This is a genomic window from Myxococcus xanthus, assembly GCF_006402735.1.
Lineage (GTDB): Bacteria > Myxococcota > Myxococcia > Myxococcales > Myxococcaceae > Myxococcus > Myxococcus xanthus_A.
This window is the reverse complement of record NZ_CP017174.1, coordinates 2112093-2126653: the sequence shown is the minus strand read 5'-3', so window position 1 is coordinate 2126653 and position 14561 is coordinate 2112093. Positions and strand designations below refer to the sequence as shown.

9 protein-coding genes and 3 pseudogenes are annotated in these 14561 nt (G+C 65.4%); 8 read left to right on the top strand and 4 right to left on the bottom strand.

What is annotated here, in order from left to right; genetic code table 11:
• Nucleotides 1–455: 455 nt before the first annotated feature.
• Nucleotides 456–1280, bottom strand: coding sequence for a LysR family transcriptional regulator (locus BHS09_RS08955; protein WP_237080257.1), 825 nt, complete (start codon nt 1278–1280; stop codon nt 456–458).
• Nucleotides 1281–1546: 266 nt separating this feature from the next.
• Here BHS09_RS08955 and BHS09_RS08950 point away from each other — a divergent pair, with 266 nt between their 5' ends.
• Entirely contained in the window at nt 1547–2242 is a 696-nt protein-coding gene (locus BHS09_RS08950) for a pirin family protein (protein ID WP_237080255.1), read from the top strand.
• A gap of 219 nt (nt 2243–2461) precedes the next feature.
• Here BHS09_RS08950 and BHS09_RS08945 read toward each other — a convergent pair.
• From BHS09_RS08945 to BHS09_RS39235, 3 genes and pseudogenes are all read right to left on the bottom strand, one after another.
• A pseudogene (locus tag BHS09_RS08945) lies at nt 2462–3250 on the bottom strand (hypothetical protein); the annotation flags it as partial.
• A gap of 133 nt (nt 3251–3383) precedes the next feature.
• On the bottom strand, nt 3384–4307 hold the full coding sequence (locus BHS09_RS08940) for a hypothetical protein (protein WP_140788952.1): 924 nt from the start codon (nt 4305–4307) through the stop codon (nt 3384–3386).
• A gap of 345 nt (nt 4308–4652) precedes the next feature.
• Nucleotides 4653–5396 (bottom strand): hypothetical protein, encoded by a 744-nt coding sequence (locus BHS09_RS39235; RefSeq protein ID WP_237080253.1) that lies wholly within the window; start codon nt 5394–5396, stop codon nt 4653–4655.
• A 526-nt stretch (nt 5397–5922) separates the two neighbouring features.
• On the opposite strand from BHS09_RS39235, the gene BHS09_RS08930 reads away from it, so the two are divergent.
• The 7 genes and pseudogenes from BHS09_RS08930 to BHS09_RS08895 all read left to right on the top strand — a co-directional run.
• Nucleotides 5923–6822, top strand: coding sequence for a ferritin-like domain-containing protein (locus BHS09_RS08930; protein ID WP_140797671.1), 900 nt, complete (start codon nt 5923–5925; stop codon nt 6820–6822).
• 22 nt (nt 6823–6844) lie between these two features.
• A complete protein-coding gene (locus BHS09_RS08925; protein ID WP_237080252.1) occupies nt 6845–7147 on the top strand; it encodes a hypothetical protein in 303 nt (100 codons plus the stop codon).
• Between the two features lie 375 nt (nt 7148–7522).
• Nucleotides 7523–9970, top strand: a complete 2448-nt coding sequence (locus BHS09_RS08920; RefSeq protein ID WP_237080250.1) for an Ig-like domain-containing protein — start codon at nt 7523–7525, stop codon at nt 9968–9970.
• 1124 nt (nt 9971–11094) lie between these two features.
• On the top strand, nt 11095–11385 hold the full coding sequence (locus BHS09_RS08910) for a hypothetical protein (RefSeq protein WP_140797670.1): 291 nt from the start codon (nt 11095–11097) through the stop codon (nt 11383–11385).
• 219 nt (nt 11386–11604) lie between these two features.
• Nucleotides 11605–12325: pseudogene (locus BHS09_RS08905) on the top strand (integrase core domain-containing protein); the annotation flags it as partial.
• Nucleotides 12326–12754: 429 nt separating this feature from the next.
• Nucleotides 12755–14050, top strand: a complete 1296-nt coding sequence (locus BHS09_RS08900) for a serine hydrolase domain-containing protein (RefSeq protein WP_237080441.1) — start codon at nt 12755–12757, stop codon at nt 14048–14050.
• 79 nt (nt 14051–14129) lie between these two features.
• Nucleotides 14130–14549, top strand: a pseudogene (locus BHS09_RS08895) (phage portal protein); the annotation flags it as partial.
• Nucleotides 14550–14561: the final 12 nt, after the last annotated feature.

Sequence of the window (14561 nt, the reverse complement as noted above, 5' to 3'; positions counted from 1 at the left end):
GGAGAACGACCCAGAAGAGGCGGTCGCCCCGGGCAAGCCTCGGGGATGGGCGCTTCTCACAGAAGACTGCGAGCTGCTGGCGAAGAGCCAGGTTCTCCAGCACCAGCTCCGAACGGCTCCGCAGGGCCGAGCGTATCGCCTCGGCCAGCGCCTTTACGAATACCCGCATCCTGCCGTTCTGACTGGCCGTAGCAGGCAAGCCAGATTCCTGCTGCGCCCCGTCGGTAGCCACAGGTGCGCCCTCCATGAGGATAGCGGCGGCATCAAGGGCACTGGCCCGGGCGAAGTTCCGCACCCGTCATGAATGAGAGAGGGCCCGACGGTCCGTTGGACCTGTTGCGCCCCGTCATGGCGTGCGTTTTGACGCACCCGTGACGCAGCGACCGAATTTTGGGCAGGCACAGGGACTTCATCTTCGCCGAGCGTTGATACCGACGTGCCGTGGCCCGCTGACCCTACTTCGCGAAGGCCCCTTCGGTCGCGCGCAGGGCCCGGAAGAGGGCGTCCTGCGTCCCCTTGAGGCCCCTTGCCCCCTCGCGAGCAGCCGGCGCGAGGAGCCAGAGCGGAGGTCCTCCTTCGAGCTCTCTCTCCAATCGGAGCCGAGGGTCTCCATGAGCGAGAAAGCTCGGAAATGCCGCGAGTCCGAGTCCGGCACAGCAGGCATCTCGAATCCCGAGCAGCGAGTCACACAGAACGGATTCGGGTGCCTCCTTCGGAACAAAGCGCCACCACTGCATCGAGGTCTTGGCGCGGAGGGCCGAGCTCGGAAGTATCCAGTTCGCCGTCCCGCTGGACCTTCGATAGACCCCGATCCGCAACCGTCCAAGCCGACGTCCACGTAGCGCGCCACCCGGTTCGTGCTTCGGACGAAGCGCGAGGTCGACGCGTCCCGGCACCAGAGCCATCTCCTGGTCGCTCACCAGTACTTCCACGGATTGCGTCGGTGAGATGGTGGACAGCGCCAGAAACAAGAGCGGAGCCAGGACGTCGCTCGTCGTAATCACCACTCGCTGCTGCCGTCCCCGCTGCTCCGCGGTCAACAGACCCGCCACCTCGGTTGCTTGGGTTCGCATCGATCCGGCGCGGAGCGCGATTTCCGCCGCCAGCGGGGTCGGCACAAGCCGCGAGCCGCGCACGAACAGCACCGCCCCGTACCTCGCTTCGAGTCCAGCGATGCGGCGGGACACCGACGAGTGTCGCAGCAAGAGCTCGCGCCCGGCTGCCTCGACGCTGCCCGTTCGTACCAGTGCCTCGATGGTCTGGATCTCGTCCCACGACATGTGCATGAACGCACATGATATGTGCAAAGACGCGGAGTCATCAATCGCGTCGACAACAACTATTCATCGTGGGTACCGTCATTCGACGACGGACCCAGGAGAACTACGATGAAGTCGGACGTCATGCGGAGCGGGGCAGACGAGGGATGGTGCTACGTGATCAACGCCCCCTTCGGAATCAAGGCGTGACGTTGTCCAAGCGCGCCGTCCTGATCGGGGGCGGCGCCCTCGCGCTGTCCGGATGCTTTCGGCCTAGGAGACAATCGATGCCCCACCTCGTTCATCGCACCATCGAATCTCTTCCCACCACCACGCTGTCGTGGCTCTCGCTTCGAGATCACTTCGTCGCGACGGTGGGCCCAAGGGCAGGAGAAGGGCGACGCATGGGACCCGTTCTCGTGCTCGCTGACGCGACGTTCGCGCCGCACTCGCGCTTCCCAATCCACCCGCATCGCGAGATGGATATTCTCAGCGTCGTAGTCGACGGATCATTGTCGCATCACGGTGATCAGGCGCACGGCGTGACCCTCGGACCCAGGTCCGCTCAGTTGATCTCTGCACGCAGCGGAATCGTCCACGCCGAAGGCAACGACACCGACCAGCCGACGCGAATGCTGCAGATTTGGTTTCAGCCGAACACGTTCGGCGGGGCGCCCGCGTACTTCACTCGCGAGCTCGCGGGCCAAGGTCGCCAGTTGCTGGCGGGCGATCCCGAAATGCCGCTCCGAGCCGATGCGCGATTGTGGTGGGTGGATCTCGTTCCGGGTAGCGAGGAGACTCTTATCGTCGACCGGGCGCGCCAAGGCTATCTGCTCGCGATGACGTCACGACTGCGGATCGCTGCGGTTGGAAGTGAGCCCACCCTCGAACTCGCGATCGGGGAAGGCCTGGAGGTTGGCCCGGGCGCGGTAAGCGTCTCGTCAGACCGTGCAGGTGCCGCGCTCTGGCTGGACGTTGCGTGAACCGACCTGTGCCTACCCGATATTCGGTCGCTGCATCCTGAGCGCATCCAGGCCGCGTCAAGGCGAGTGAGCGAGGCGCCGGTGGGGCAATTACCGCGACGAAAGCAGCCGTCAGCCCCAAGAGAGGCGGATTCAATTCGGCAAACGTTGGCAGACTGCGCCTGTGCCCCCAGCGCGCCAACCGACACCGCTTGGCGCGCGACGAGCAGCAGCTCCGAGTCAGGGCCGGTACCGCTCCGCCTCCTTGAAGAACTGGGTGAGCGAATACGCCAAGAGCGACTCGCGCGACTGCATGTACCGGCGCGCACGGAGGAAGGGCAGCCAGACGCGCTTGCCCACGCGTACCTGGGTCTCCTCCATGAGGGAGGGCACATCCGTGTGAAGCACAGCCACGAGGCCCTCTGACAGGTCTTCATAGTGGCTGCGAACGCGCTCCGGGTTCTCCACGTCGGACGGCAAGGCGACCGGGAGCCACTCTTCCGGCTCGGGCGGTCGGAAGGCATTGAGTTCGGCGATCTTTCGCTGCCTGTTGCCCAGGGAGAACTCGTCCGGAAGCCGAGCAAGGAGCGGCGCCACGTCAGGGTGGAAGCGCGGCTCGATGGGTACGAGTGCGGCGCTGCGCTCCCTCAGCGTGCGAAGCACCGTGTCGAAGTCGAGGTCTGGCCGTAGGTGGACAAGGGCGCGGGCTTGGACCACGCGCGCCTCGTCGCTGTCGAAGTCTGCGGCCGTGGGTCGCAGCACCAGAAGAACGGAACCATTGGGCAGTTCCTCCACGAGGTGCGCAGGCGTCGAGAGCATCCGCTCCCGGCCTACGGACTCCACCAACTTCGGGCCGAAGATGTTCAGCCAGAACAGCTCATAAATCTTATCGAACTCGTCCCGGGTCCATGTCGCATCGTCGCGACCGAACTTGGGGAAGTTCGCGAACTGCATGTCGGCATCGCTGTGCGCCGCAGCATAATTCGAAGGATATTGGGAGGCCCAGTGCCAGCGGGCGAGGGACAGCCAGGACCCATGGCACTGGCGCTTGATGCACCCGCGCGCTTGGTGCGCCACCGCGCCGCGCCAGACGAGGCCAACCTCGGAAGAGGGGCGGCCCGTCCGGACCGGCACGGCGAGGCGGCGGTCCCGGAGCCCGCCCTCAATCACAGTAATACGTCGGCGCCAACTCCAGGACGCGCTGCTCGGCGATGGGGGAGAGCGCGCGCAGGCGTGAGAGGAAGAGGGGCGCCTTCATCCCCATTCCGATGAAACCCCAGACATACGAGCGCTCCTGGGACTCGGACAGGTGCTTGTGTTCCTCCGGGGTGAACGTGCGCCCCACCGCCTTCTCCAGCGTCTGGAGATCGAGCGCGAGCTGGGCGTTCAACGTCCCCCGCAGCGCCTGGAGCAACTCCGCGTACTCCGTGAGGGCCGCGTCCAGGGTATCGGGTTCCCGGGCGAGGATCTTCTGCGCCTCCAGGAAGTCCAGCCGGGTGTGCTGCGCCTCTTCGAGCCAGTGGTGCTTGAGCAGGTTGCAGAACAGCGGATCCAGCGTCTCGGTCTTGTTTCCGCGGACCGTCTCCAGATAGTGCTGCTGCGTCATCAGCTCCAGGTGCAGGTTGAAAATGAGCACCCCCAGGTTCGACTTCGCCATGATGGCCCGTGCCACCTCGACGTGGTTGTCGAGCAGGGCCGGGACAACTTTGAACCCCCGGGCGAACGCGCCGGTGAAGCGCGCGAAGAGCTGCTGGTGCTTCAGCTCCTCCTCCGTGAAGCGAAGGAGCGCGCGCATGTGCGTCGCGTTCCCGTGCAGCTCCAGGCTGGCGCGCTGGGCGGCCAGGGCCACGGCGTACTCCTCCAGGAACAGGAACAGGTGCGCATAGCTGTTGGAGCGGATGTGATTCAGCATCAGCCGCTCCTCAGCGTTCAGGAAGGGAATGGCTTCCGCGCCCGTCAGCGCATCCGAAAGGAACCGGTGGCTGAAATCCAGGACCGTGTCCTTGGGCAACAGGTCATCAAGACGCCAGGAGACCTTCTCTGAACTCTGGAGACAGGATTGATATTCTGGAGTTTGATTCAACATTTGAAATGAATCTCCCTATAAAAGTCAAACACTGGTGGAACGAGTGGGCTTGCCGCGAGGGTCGGCCCTCCTGAGATCAAAGCGCCCTCCATCCACCAGTCAAGGAGGGCGAAGTTTTCAATATACCATGTGAAGCACGACGATTTGCTGGCACGGTTTCTGGATGGGGGCGCCATGCCCCTGGTACGACCACAGCTCCCTCACGTTCGCGAGCGACATGTCCGCTCCACGAGCCACGCCCTGGCCAGCCCCCGGCCTCCCTGCCTCCTGCTGGAGTGGGCTGGGAGGCGCGGACACCGGGCTGGGACTCTGGCTCAGGTGGAGACGGAGACGAGCGGAGGGTGCCTAGCGGCAACTCAGGTCGAGCATGTAGCCGACGTACGTGGAGGTGTTCGCGCTATCCACCACGAAGCCTCGAACAAGGCCATTGCCGCCACATTGGAAGGAGTACGTCTCCTTCCCCAGGATGCAGGAGCTACTCCCCCCCACCTTGGTCAGCGAGTTGATCTCGCCTGTCTGGAGGTTCCTGCACGACACCTCTATCGTCGAGAGGTTGATTTCACTCCACCAGGACTGATTCACAGGGGCCTTCGCCCAACCATTGATGCCAGTGACTTCGTGAAGGACGGCGCCCGGCCCGCAGTCCCGGGTGAAGGCCGTGCCCCCCGAGCCGCCAATCGCGGTGGCGCTCGTCGCGGCGCCGATGATGGTTCCGGAGTCGGAGCGGGCACAGCGCATCCCCAGCGCGTCCAGCCAGGCGCCCGCCCTTCCGTGGATGCCGACTGCCACTTCGTCCGCCGCGCACGTGAGCAACTGGGCCGTGCTGCTTTCCACGCACTTCGTGCCCGTGGAGTCGCGCCGGTAACCTGCCTTGCACGTCCAGGGACAGTCGGCCTGGGTCGCCGCCGGACTCGTATACTCCGCGTTCGCGGGCGCGTTCGTGCAGGCACGGCGCTCGTTGGAGTTCGCGGGAGACCAGTAGCCGATCCCCACGTCGACACAGACGTCATTGGCAAGGTACTTGCCCGCGTCGCAGGTGAACGCCACGCATCGGCGGGGCGAGGTGGACGTGTCACACGTCAAGCCCACGTCGCAGTCGCTCTGCTGGTGACACCTCTTGCCCTTCCCACAGCGCGCACAGACGGGCCCGCCGCAATCCACGTCGGTCTCGCCCCCGGTCTTGATGCCGTCTTTGCAGGTGGTCGGGACACAGAAGACGCCATCGCTCACGCCCGACGTGCCGCCGGTATCCTTTCCCCAAGTTCGGTAGCTGCGGCATGCGTGCGTTGAGACTGCGTCAGGCAGCGCGTCAATGCGGGTGAGCGAGGCGCGCACGAAGGCGAGGGACGAACACTTCCGCCTGGTTGTGAGCGCGGCGGGCGAGCACGGCCTGGCCGCCCGCAGGCTTCTCACCACGCCCAGCGCAAAATTGGCGGACACGTCAGCCTCCGTCACTGACGTGTCAGCGACACGGGTTCCCCTGGCACCCGGAGCCTGGCATCACCGCAAGGAGTTGAAATGACTGGAGCCGTTCTTCCGCAAGCCCTGGCGCGAACATTGCTCCCGTCTCCGGAGCATCCATCCACGGCACCTCGCAGCAACCTCAGAGTTCCCTGTGCAAAACAAGACCTGGACCGACGCGGCCCTCCTCGAGCATCTCCAGAAAGCCGTCTACTTGGAGCTGTGGACCATCCCCCTCTATCTGACGGCCGCCTATTCCTTGCAGGTTCCCGGCACGAACGCCCAGCTCCCCCCCCAGCAGGTGACCGTTCGCGGAAAGAAGAACCCCAAGGGATACTCGCCGAAGTTCACGGGCGAATGGGCGCCGCGGTACGACAGGTTCCCGTCCTGGATCGCGGTCAACAAGCCCGTGAAGCTCGGGCCGGTGAACCCTGAGCAAATGTCCCTCCTGGCCGCCATCGAGACCCCCGAGCCAAAGAGCGATGGCGCGCCGAACGGGCCGCAAGATGCCTACGACTCCATCGGTCAGTTCTACAAGGCCATCGAGCAAGGCATCAATCAGCGATGGAACGAACTCTACCAGCCCGACGCGGACCACCGGCAGAAGAGCGAATTCGCCAACCCGCAATATAAAAGCGACGACTACACCAGGTTCAGCAGCACCATCGGCGGTGACAGCCGCACCGCGCTGAAACAGGCGAATGAGGTGCTCCAGGCCATCGTCGGGCAGGGCGAGGGCAACCTGGGACCCGTCATCGACTCAGAGCTCCGCCCCGAGGATGCCAACGACCTAGAGGATCAGTTCAGCCATTTCGCGCGGTTCCGGATGGTGCAGGCAATGCTGAAGTTCGGCGGCCCGCTGAAGACCTATCCCACCACGGAGAGCAGTGGGCTCGCGGCCGCGCAGCAGCAGCTCACCACCGGACTCACGAGCCTCTTGACTGCGTTGGAGAAGGGCTATGCCGGGGACGACGAACTCGACCTCGGTAGCATGTGGGCTCTTCCCAAGCAAATCGTGTCCGTGTGGTCTGCGGGCGGAGTGCCGCAGTTCTAATCGTGTCACGGAGGATGCGCCGATGATGCTGGGCACCAGCTACTTGTCGCTGCGGACCGGAGCCAGCACTCCGAACGCCCTCTACGTGTCTCTGGAGGCCCCAGCCGACGCACGCCGTCGCTTTGTCGTTCAAGCAGTGCCTGGATTGATGCCCGACTCTGATGGCGAGACGCTGGACCTCTCGTCGGGTCCGAAGCCCCTGCACTTCACTGCGGACTCGACGCGGACGCTCATCGTCACCGTCCTGCCCACGGGCCCCTATGACCCGGACCTCCGAGACGAGGACCGGTATCCGTTCTCGATTGTCCTCTCGGCTCATCCCTAATACCTGACCTATCCAAAATTCGGTCGCTGCGTCATGCGCGCGCCAAGGCTGCGTTCGGCAGTGCGCCAAGGCGAGCGAGGCGCGCAGTCATCGTTCTGCCTGGGTCGGCGAGGCGGAGTCGGAAGCACCCAGGGCACTACGCAACATTGAGGTTCGGACACATCCTCCTCTGCTGTCCCGCGCGAGCTCCCGGGGCCGCTGGCACGGTGCGCGTGAAGGACCTGGGTCCAGAGGAGGCCGTGAACGGTCCCCTGGCCTCCCAGGCCGCGTTTCCCGAGGAGCGCCCGGGCGTTTTGCCTGTTGGTAGTTTTTCGTCATACCTGCACAGAAGTGAACAGTCGTTCAACCAAGGAAAACAGAGGAGGTTGCGTGCTCATGCGGATGAAGGCCGGTCTGGCCCTGGCGGCTGCGGTCAGCAGTTTGATGATGGGCTGTGTGGAGGAGTCCTCCCGGGACCGGGCTCCAGAAGGGCTTGCGGGCAAGGACGATGCGCGCGTGCACGGCCTGAGCAAGGCGGCCAGTCGGGGCCGCGAGTTCTGGCTGGCCTTCCCGGGGAACTACCAGGTCGATGCGGTGCTCACGTTGTTCATCGCCGGTGACACGGCGACGACGGGGCAGGTTCGCGTTCCGGGGCAGGGGCTGTCCTTCGACTTCTCGGTGACGCCGGGGCAGGTGACGGCGGTGGCACTGCCCTCCTCGGTGGCACAGGTGGCCGTGGATGGCGTGGAGCCCAAGGGCATCCTCGTCACCGCGGGCGCGGACATCTCCGTGTATGGGCTCAACCGGCTCCTGCAAACGACGGATGCGTTCCTGGGCCTGCCCACCGCGAGCCTGGGCACGGACTACGTGGTACAGGCCTATCCGAACGTCAACGTCGTCAACGGCTCGCAGTTCTCCGTCGTGGCCACGGAGGACGCGACGGAGGTGACCATCACCCCCGCGAGTGTGGTGGGTAACCACGCCGCGGGAGTGCCCTTCCACGTGGCGCTGAATAAGGGGCAGGCGTACCAGCTTCGCAGCACGGGGGCCGCGCCCTCGGACGTCTCCGGAACGCTCGTTCATGCCACGCGCCCGGTGGCGGTCTTCGGCGGGCATCAGTGCGCCAACATCCCGGATGGCACCACGATCGCCTGTGACTACCTGGTGGAGCAGCTCCCCCCGACCTCGACGTGGGGGCGGCGCTTCGTGACCGTGCCGCTGGCCACACGCCTCGGCGGGGACACCTTCCGCTTCGCGGCCGCCAGGGACGGCACGCAGGTGAGCGTCAACGGCGCGGTGGTGGCACAGCTCCAGCGCGGAAAGGTGTTCCAGACGAACATCCAGGGCTCGGCGACCATCACCGCCAACGAGCCCATCCTCGTGACGCAGTACTCCAATGGCTCGGGCTTCGATGGCATCCCGTCCGACCCGTTCATGATGTTGGTGCCGCCCTTCGAGCAATTCGCCGCCCAGTACACCGTCACCACTCCGAGCTCGGGGTTCCGCAGCAACTTCGCCAACATCGTGGTCCCCAACGACGTCGTGGCCGAGGTGATGCTGGACGGGGCGCTCATCCCGGCGAGCCAGTTCCAGGCCATCGGGACCAGCGGCTTCTCGGGGGCCCAGCTCCCCGTCGCGATGGGGGCGCACCGCCTGTCCGCGCCGCAGCCCTTCGGCGTCATGCTCTATGGGTTCGATGCCTACGACTCCTATGGCTACCCGGGAGGAATGGCCCTGGCGCCCGTGGCGGAGGTGAGCAAGCTCACGCTGTCGCCCAGAGGGGGCGTCGCCGTCGTGGGGGACCTCTTCTGCGTGACGGCCACGGTCCGGGACGCCGCGGACCGGCCGCTCGCGGGCGTGCGAGTGGACTTCGCTTCGTCCGGAGTGAACTCCGCCTTGGCCTCCGTGAACACCACCGCCGACGGGCAGGCCGAGTTCTGCTTCGAGGGCACCGCACCCGGCGAGGATGCGGTGACCGCGAGCATCGGCTTGGTGACCGACCACGTGCTCGTGACCTGGACGAAGCCCAATGCCCCGCCCATCGTGGACGCCGGGCCCGACCTGGAGGGCATGGCCTCCCAGCAGTTGACGCTGCGGGGCTCGGCCTCGGACCCGGATGGTGACCCGCTCACCTATGCCTGGAGCTATGTGGCGCCCCCGGGCGTGCACTGCACCTTCGGGTCGCCTTCAGCCCCGGTCTCGAGCATCCAGTGTGACGGGGCCGGCACCGTCACCGTGTCGCTGACCGCCAATGACGGCACCGCGACTGCCACCGACAGCGCGCAGGTGGTGCTCGGCTGGGCGTCGGAGCTCACGATGTGCGGCCTGCCCCGCTACACGAAGGAGACCTCTATCAAGGCGTGCGGCTGGGCCACCGCAGGCCGCAGCAGCACGGGCATCGTCTCCGCGTACTTCACCGTGGATGGCGGCGCGCCCATCCCCGTCATGCCCGACGCGGGCGGCGGCTACGTCTCCACCCAGCTTCACCTCACAGAGGGGACGCACGCGGTCCGGCTGACCGTCGTGGACGCGCTGGGGCACGTGACGTGGCGCGAGCAGACGGTGTCCGCGGACTTCACGCCGCCGGTGCTCGTCATCCTGTCGCCCACCGAGCAGGAGACCAACCCCGACCCGGTCGTCACGATGGTCATCCAGCAGCAGGACGCCAGCCCCGCCACGGTGGTGACCCAGGGGACCGTGATGGAGGACGTGCCCGCGGGCACCAACGTGCTGCGGCACACGGTGAACCTGATGAACCGCGACTGGTCGCTCGTCCACGTCCGGGCCACGGACGCCGCGGGCAACACGACCGAGGTGGTGGCGCGCGTATACGTGGCGCCCTGAGCGCGGCGCGGCCCAGGGCGGGAGAATGACACTCGCCCGGGCCGGAACGTCCACCCGTGCGGCGCGCCGCGCGTCCCGTGCTCGACGGGCGCGCGGCGTTCGCGTCTCCATGGGGCCTCTCAAGGAGAAGCCCCATGCCCACGTTCCGCCTCAAGCAGGACCAGGCCGCGCTGCTCGTCGTGGACATCCAGGAGCGGCTGTGCGGCTTGGGACCCACCCCGCGGCCCGTTTGGACGAACTGCTGCCGCACCGCTGGCGCCCGTCCTCCGCCTCCGCACCCGACTCATCCTGAATCCACGCAAACCTCTGCGGTCAGGCACTCATGTGCGCGGCTACCACGCTGCGCGAGCGGATGCGTGCACCCGCTGCACGCCGACCGTCGGTCGGTTACGCCCTTCAAGGACTCTCGGCACGTCGCTCGCTGGACGGTTACGGCGATGAAGCCCATCGGCTGCCCCCTCTCACGCGACCTCTACCTTGATGCTCACCAGGAGGCTCGACCCATCTCGGGTTGTCCCCCAGGAGCCTCCCCTTTCCTCTTCGTCTCTGCTCCCCAACGACACACTGACAGGAACACGACCCGCTCCCGAGTAGCCCCTCGGCACCACAACGCGCCATCAGCCCGTCCCCTGGTCGGGTCGCCGTGAAGCATCTTGGCACATGCGGTTGACATGTCAGCGGCGAGGCTGACACGTCAATCCTATACACCGGGCCTGGTGGAAATCTTCACACGTCCGAACGAGTGTCCGTCCCCGGCACAAAATCATCCCCTCATTTCATGGCAGCAAGTCCTTTGCTTGGGAAGCCGCGCAGAGCGCGATGACCGCCAGCGGCCACCCACAGGCCCTAAATGACTGAAATTGCTAAGGTGCCAGATTCCGAGGCTAGCAATGCCTCACAACCAAACAGCACACATGAGTTCAAGTGACAAAAGGAGACCGCCCATCGCGGTCGCGTCTTGCGTCAACACGCGACGTGGCCAGCCCCATCCCCTCTTCATGACTCCCGGCCGCCACCGCTCAAGTCCGCCGACGCGCCAGCCTGGCACCGTACGTGCAAAGCCTCCTCGCGCAACAACCAACCTCGGCAATCAACCATCACCCAAGAATCATGGAGAAAAGCGCATGGCTACCAATCTGACTGGAACGTGGCTGAACCAGGGCCCGGATGGAGGAACGTACAAGATCCTCCAGGTAGGGACTGTCATCTTCTGGCGCGGTGAGAACAAGTCAGCTGGATGGAGCAACATCGGGTTCGGGAGTTTCGATGAGCAGCACAACATGGTCAGCATCACGTGGGGGGACCCCGATGGAGGCAATACAGGCAACCATGGATTCCTGCTCTTCACCGTTGCGGATAACAACCTCCTGAAGAAGGTCGGTGGCCTCGGCGGCGGCGATTTCAAGCGGAGTTGACGCTCAGCAGCCGTGAGGCCGCTGTTCACGTCGAGTAAGTCGGCCCCCGAATGTTCGCGATGTCGCGTAACCCAAGATGTTTCTCGTGTTTTCTGTCGCGTTCTCTAGAGAGACTACCGAGAACGAGTTCGCGCAGGGCTTCATTCGGGTGGTCTGCTCCCCAATTTTCGGACCAGTTGAAGAGGGAGAGCGTCCTCGCGGCCAGGAGGTAGGCCGGTCGTGAGGAAGAGCAGGTTTACCGCGGAGCAGATGGTCCGCATCCTGCGGGAGGCGGAGGCCCCTGGCGCCAGCGTGGTGGAGGTGGCCCGGAAGCACGGCGTCGCCGAGCAGACGCTCTACCGGTGGCGGCAGAAGTTCGGCGGCATGGAGGCAGGCGACGCGACACGGCTCAAGGAGTTGGAGAAGGAGAACGCGCGGCGCTACCGGCGGGCCTGGGCGCTGCTGCGGCGCGAAGGGCTTATGGTCAACGTGAAGCGGGTGCATCGGCCCTGGAGGAAGGAGGGGCTGGCTCTCACTCGAAGGAGGCCGAGAAAGCGCCTTCGGCTCGGACGGGCGCGGCAGCCGAAGCCCGAGGGCGTCAAGTCCGCCGAAGTACCTCAGAAGCGACAACGGCCCGGAGTTCATCGCCAAGGCCCTGCGAGGGCGGCTGGAGGTCAGCGGCATCCAGACGGCCTACAGCGACCTGGGCAAGCCCTGGCAGAACGGTACCAACGAGAGCTTCAACGGCCGCTTTCGCGACGAGTGCCTGTCCGCGGAGTGGTTTGCCAACAGGAGGGAGGCCGTCGTCCGCATTGAGGCGTGGCGGTACAACTACAACGAGAAGCGTCCGCACAGCAGTCTGGGCGACAAGACATCCACGGAGGTCGGAGCTCGCCGTGCCCATGCCGACCCCGCCGCATCATCCCCCGAGCACGGTATCAGCAGCGCCGCGGGACTCTCGCAACGCGTGGTCCGAAGAACGGGGGCAGATCAGCACGTCTATACTTCAATGATGCGCCACCCTCTGATGCTCTCGATTTGTACCCTTTTGGCCTGTGCGAGCACCCCTTCTGCTCCGTCACACCCTACCCTTTCCCCCGCTCCATCGCCGCGGTCGCTGGTAGCACCTCAGACCGCCGTGGCCCCACGGAGAATCGAGCCAGCGCCCCCGCCAGAGGTCACCTTCGCCATCAATCTGGCTTGGAAGGAGTCATACGCAGGGGACCATGCGAAAGCACACGAACGGTTGAAGCAGACCTGGGAACTGGGACACCGGTATCTGGAGGTAGCGTGGTACGCCGCATTCACTGCAGCGCGCGCGGGTGACACGAGCGCTTCGTACACCTGGGTAGAGCTCGCAGTGCGCCACGGACTTGCGGACCCTGGCGGCATGCTCAAGGCCAAAGCGTTGGAGCCGGTTCGCAAGCTGCCGGGCTACGACGCGCTGGTCGAACAAGCACGCCAGAACGCGCGCAAGGCCCGGTTGGATGGCGGCGTAGCCTCCGGCCTGACCAAGATATCGCCGCGCGCAGCAGGGCTGTCTGAGCCTGCGCTCGCGGCCCTGCTGAAGGCCGCTGAAGAGGCTGGCACTTCGGCCCTGGTGCTCATGTACCGCGGTGACCTCGTGGGCGAATGGCACTTCGGAGGAGAAAGCCACAGAACCGAAAGCATGTCGGCGACGAAGAGTGTGGTCGCGATGGCTATCGGGATGCTCATCGATGAAGGGAGGATTCCTTCAGTGGACACGCCCGTCTCGACTTGGTTCCCGGAATGGAAGGACGGCATCAAGAGTCAGGTGACGCTGCGCCACATCCTCAACCACACCTCGGGGCTGGCCGCCGAGCGCTCGGGCATGGGCATCTACGATGCACGGGACTTCGTGCGCTATGCACTAGACGCCGAGGTGGTGGATCCTCCAGGCAGCCGCTTCTTCTACAGCAACATCGCCGTCAACCTGCTTCCGGGCATCGTCGAGCGTGCATCGGGCGAGAAGCTGGATGCGTATCTCCAGCGCAAGCTCTTCGAGCCGTTGGGCATCATGGATTTCCGCTGGGACAAGGACCCATCCGGGAACCCAGTGGGCATGGCAGGGCTCCAAATACACCCGGTGGACTTCGCGAAGCTGGGGCAAGTCATGCTTCAGCAGGGCACCTACCGTGCCCAGAGGTTCCTGAGTCAGACCTGGGTTCAGCAATGCACCACGTCGTCGCATCCTGAGGGTTCCGCCAGTGGGCTACTCTGGTGGCACATCTACGAGAAGTCGCCCGCGATGACGCTCGTGCAACCCATGCTGGACGAGGCCCGTGAGAAGGGCTACTCGTCAGAGAAGCTGGCGAAGTTGAAGGACTTGGTGGGGCACCCCATGCCGCAGGAGGCGTTCGCCGCGGCCATCATCCAGCGGCTGGGCAGCAACGAGGAACTCTCCGCCTTCGAGGCGAAGGTGGTCCGCGCCCAGTACGAGTGGAAGCAAGAGGGAGAGCCCGTAGGCTTTGCAGCGATGGGAGCCGGAGGACAGAAGCTCCTCGTCTTTCCAAAGCACCAACTCGTGGTCGTCCGCATGGCGGACATGGACGAGCGAGTGAGCCATCAGGCCATGGCGTTCAAGGCCCTCGTCCCGCTCGTGCTCGACATGGTGCGGCCCGCCAATGCGCGAATGAAGGAGCCAGGAATGGCGGAGATGCCGTGAACGCGACTCCGACTCCGAGCCGGTCTCCCCCCAAGAAGCTCCCGAAAGGGACTGACGGTGCTGGGCCTGCTCGCCATGTGAGCTGCGCCCCCTGACGGACGCGCAGCAGCAGGACGCCCTCTTCCAGGCTTATGACGCGCGCAACATCGACAAGGTGGGCAGCGCCTTCCGCCTGCCGCCGCTGCTGCGCGGCGATGGGCGAGATTTCAATCGGTCCGTGGCCGAGGCCCAGTTGCGCTTCGCCGAGGACCCGGTGTTTCAGCCCGAGCGCGACGAGTTCGACTTCTTGTTGAATCGGAAGGTGCTCGCGGACATGGGCGTGCGCTTCTGGCGCTTCCGCAGCCAGACGACGGCCACCAGAGCCCCCGAGCGCATGACGGAGATGGTGGAGCGCCTGTCGCAAGGATGCCTGGCGCTCGCACGCCGGGACATGGACACCGAGCACGTCCCTGTCCCCCGGGCGGAGCTCGACACCTGGTTCTCGGGGCAGTCCACATGACGCCCTAGCAGA

Coding starts and splice junctions, on each gene's coding strand:
- BHS09_RS08955 (WP_237080257.1), bottom strand. CDS start 1,280: ATGTCGTGGGACGAGATCCAGACCATCGAGGCACTGGTACGAACGGGC.
- BHS09_RS08950 (WP_237080255.1), top strand. CDS start 1,547: ATGCCCCACCTCGTTCATCGCACCATCGAATCTCTTCCCACCACCACG.
- BHS09_RS08940 (WP_140788952.1), bottom strand. CDS start 4,307: ATGTTGAATCAAACTCCAGAATATCAATCCTGTCTCCAGAGTTCAGAG.
- BHS09_RS08925 (WP_237080252.1), top strand. CDS start 6,845: ATGATGCTGGGCACCAGCTACTTGTCGCTGCGGACCGGAGCCAGCACT.
- BHS09_RS08920 (WP_237080250.1), top strand. CDS start 7,523: ATGCGGATGAAGGCCGGTCTGGCCCTGGCGGCTGCGGTCAGCAGTTTG.
- BHS09_RS08910 (WP_140797670.1), top strand. CDS start 11,095: ATGGCTACCAATCTGACTGGAACGTGGCTGAACCAGGGCCCGGATGGA.
- BHS09_RS08900 (WP_237080441.1), top strand. CDS start 12,755: ATGCTCAAGGCCAAAGCGTTGGAGCCGGTTCGCAAGCTGCCGGGCTAC.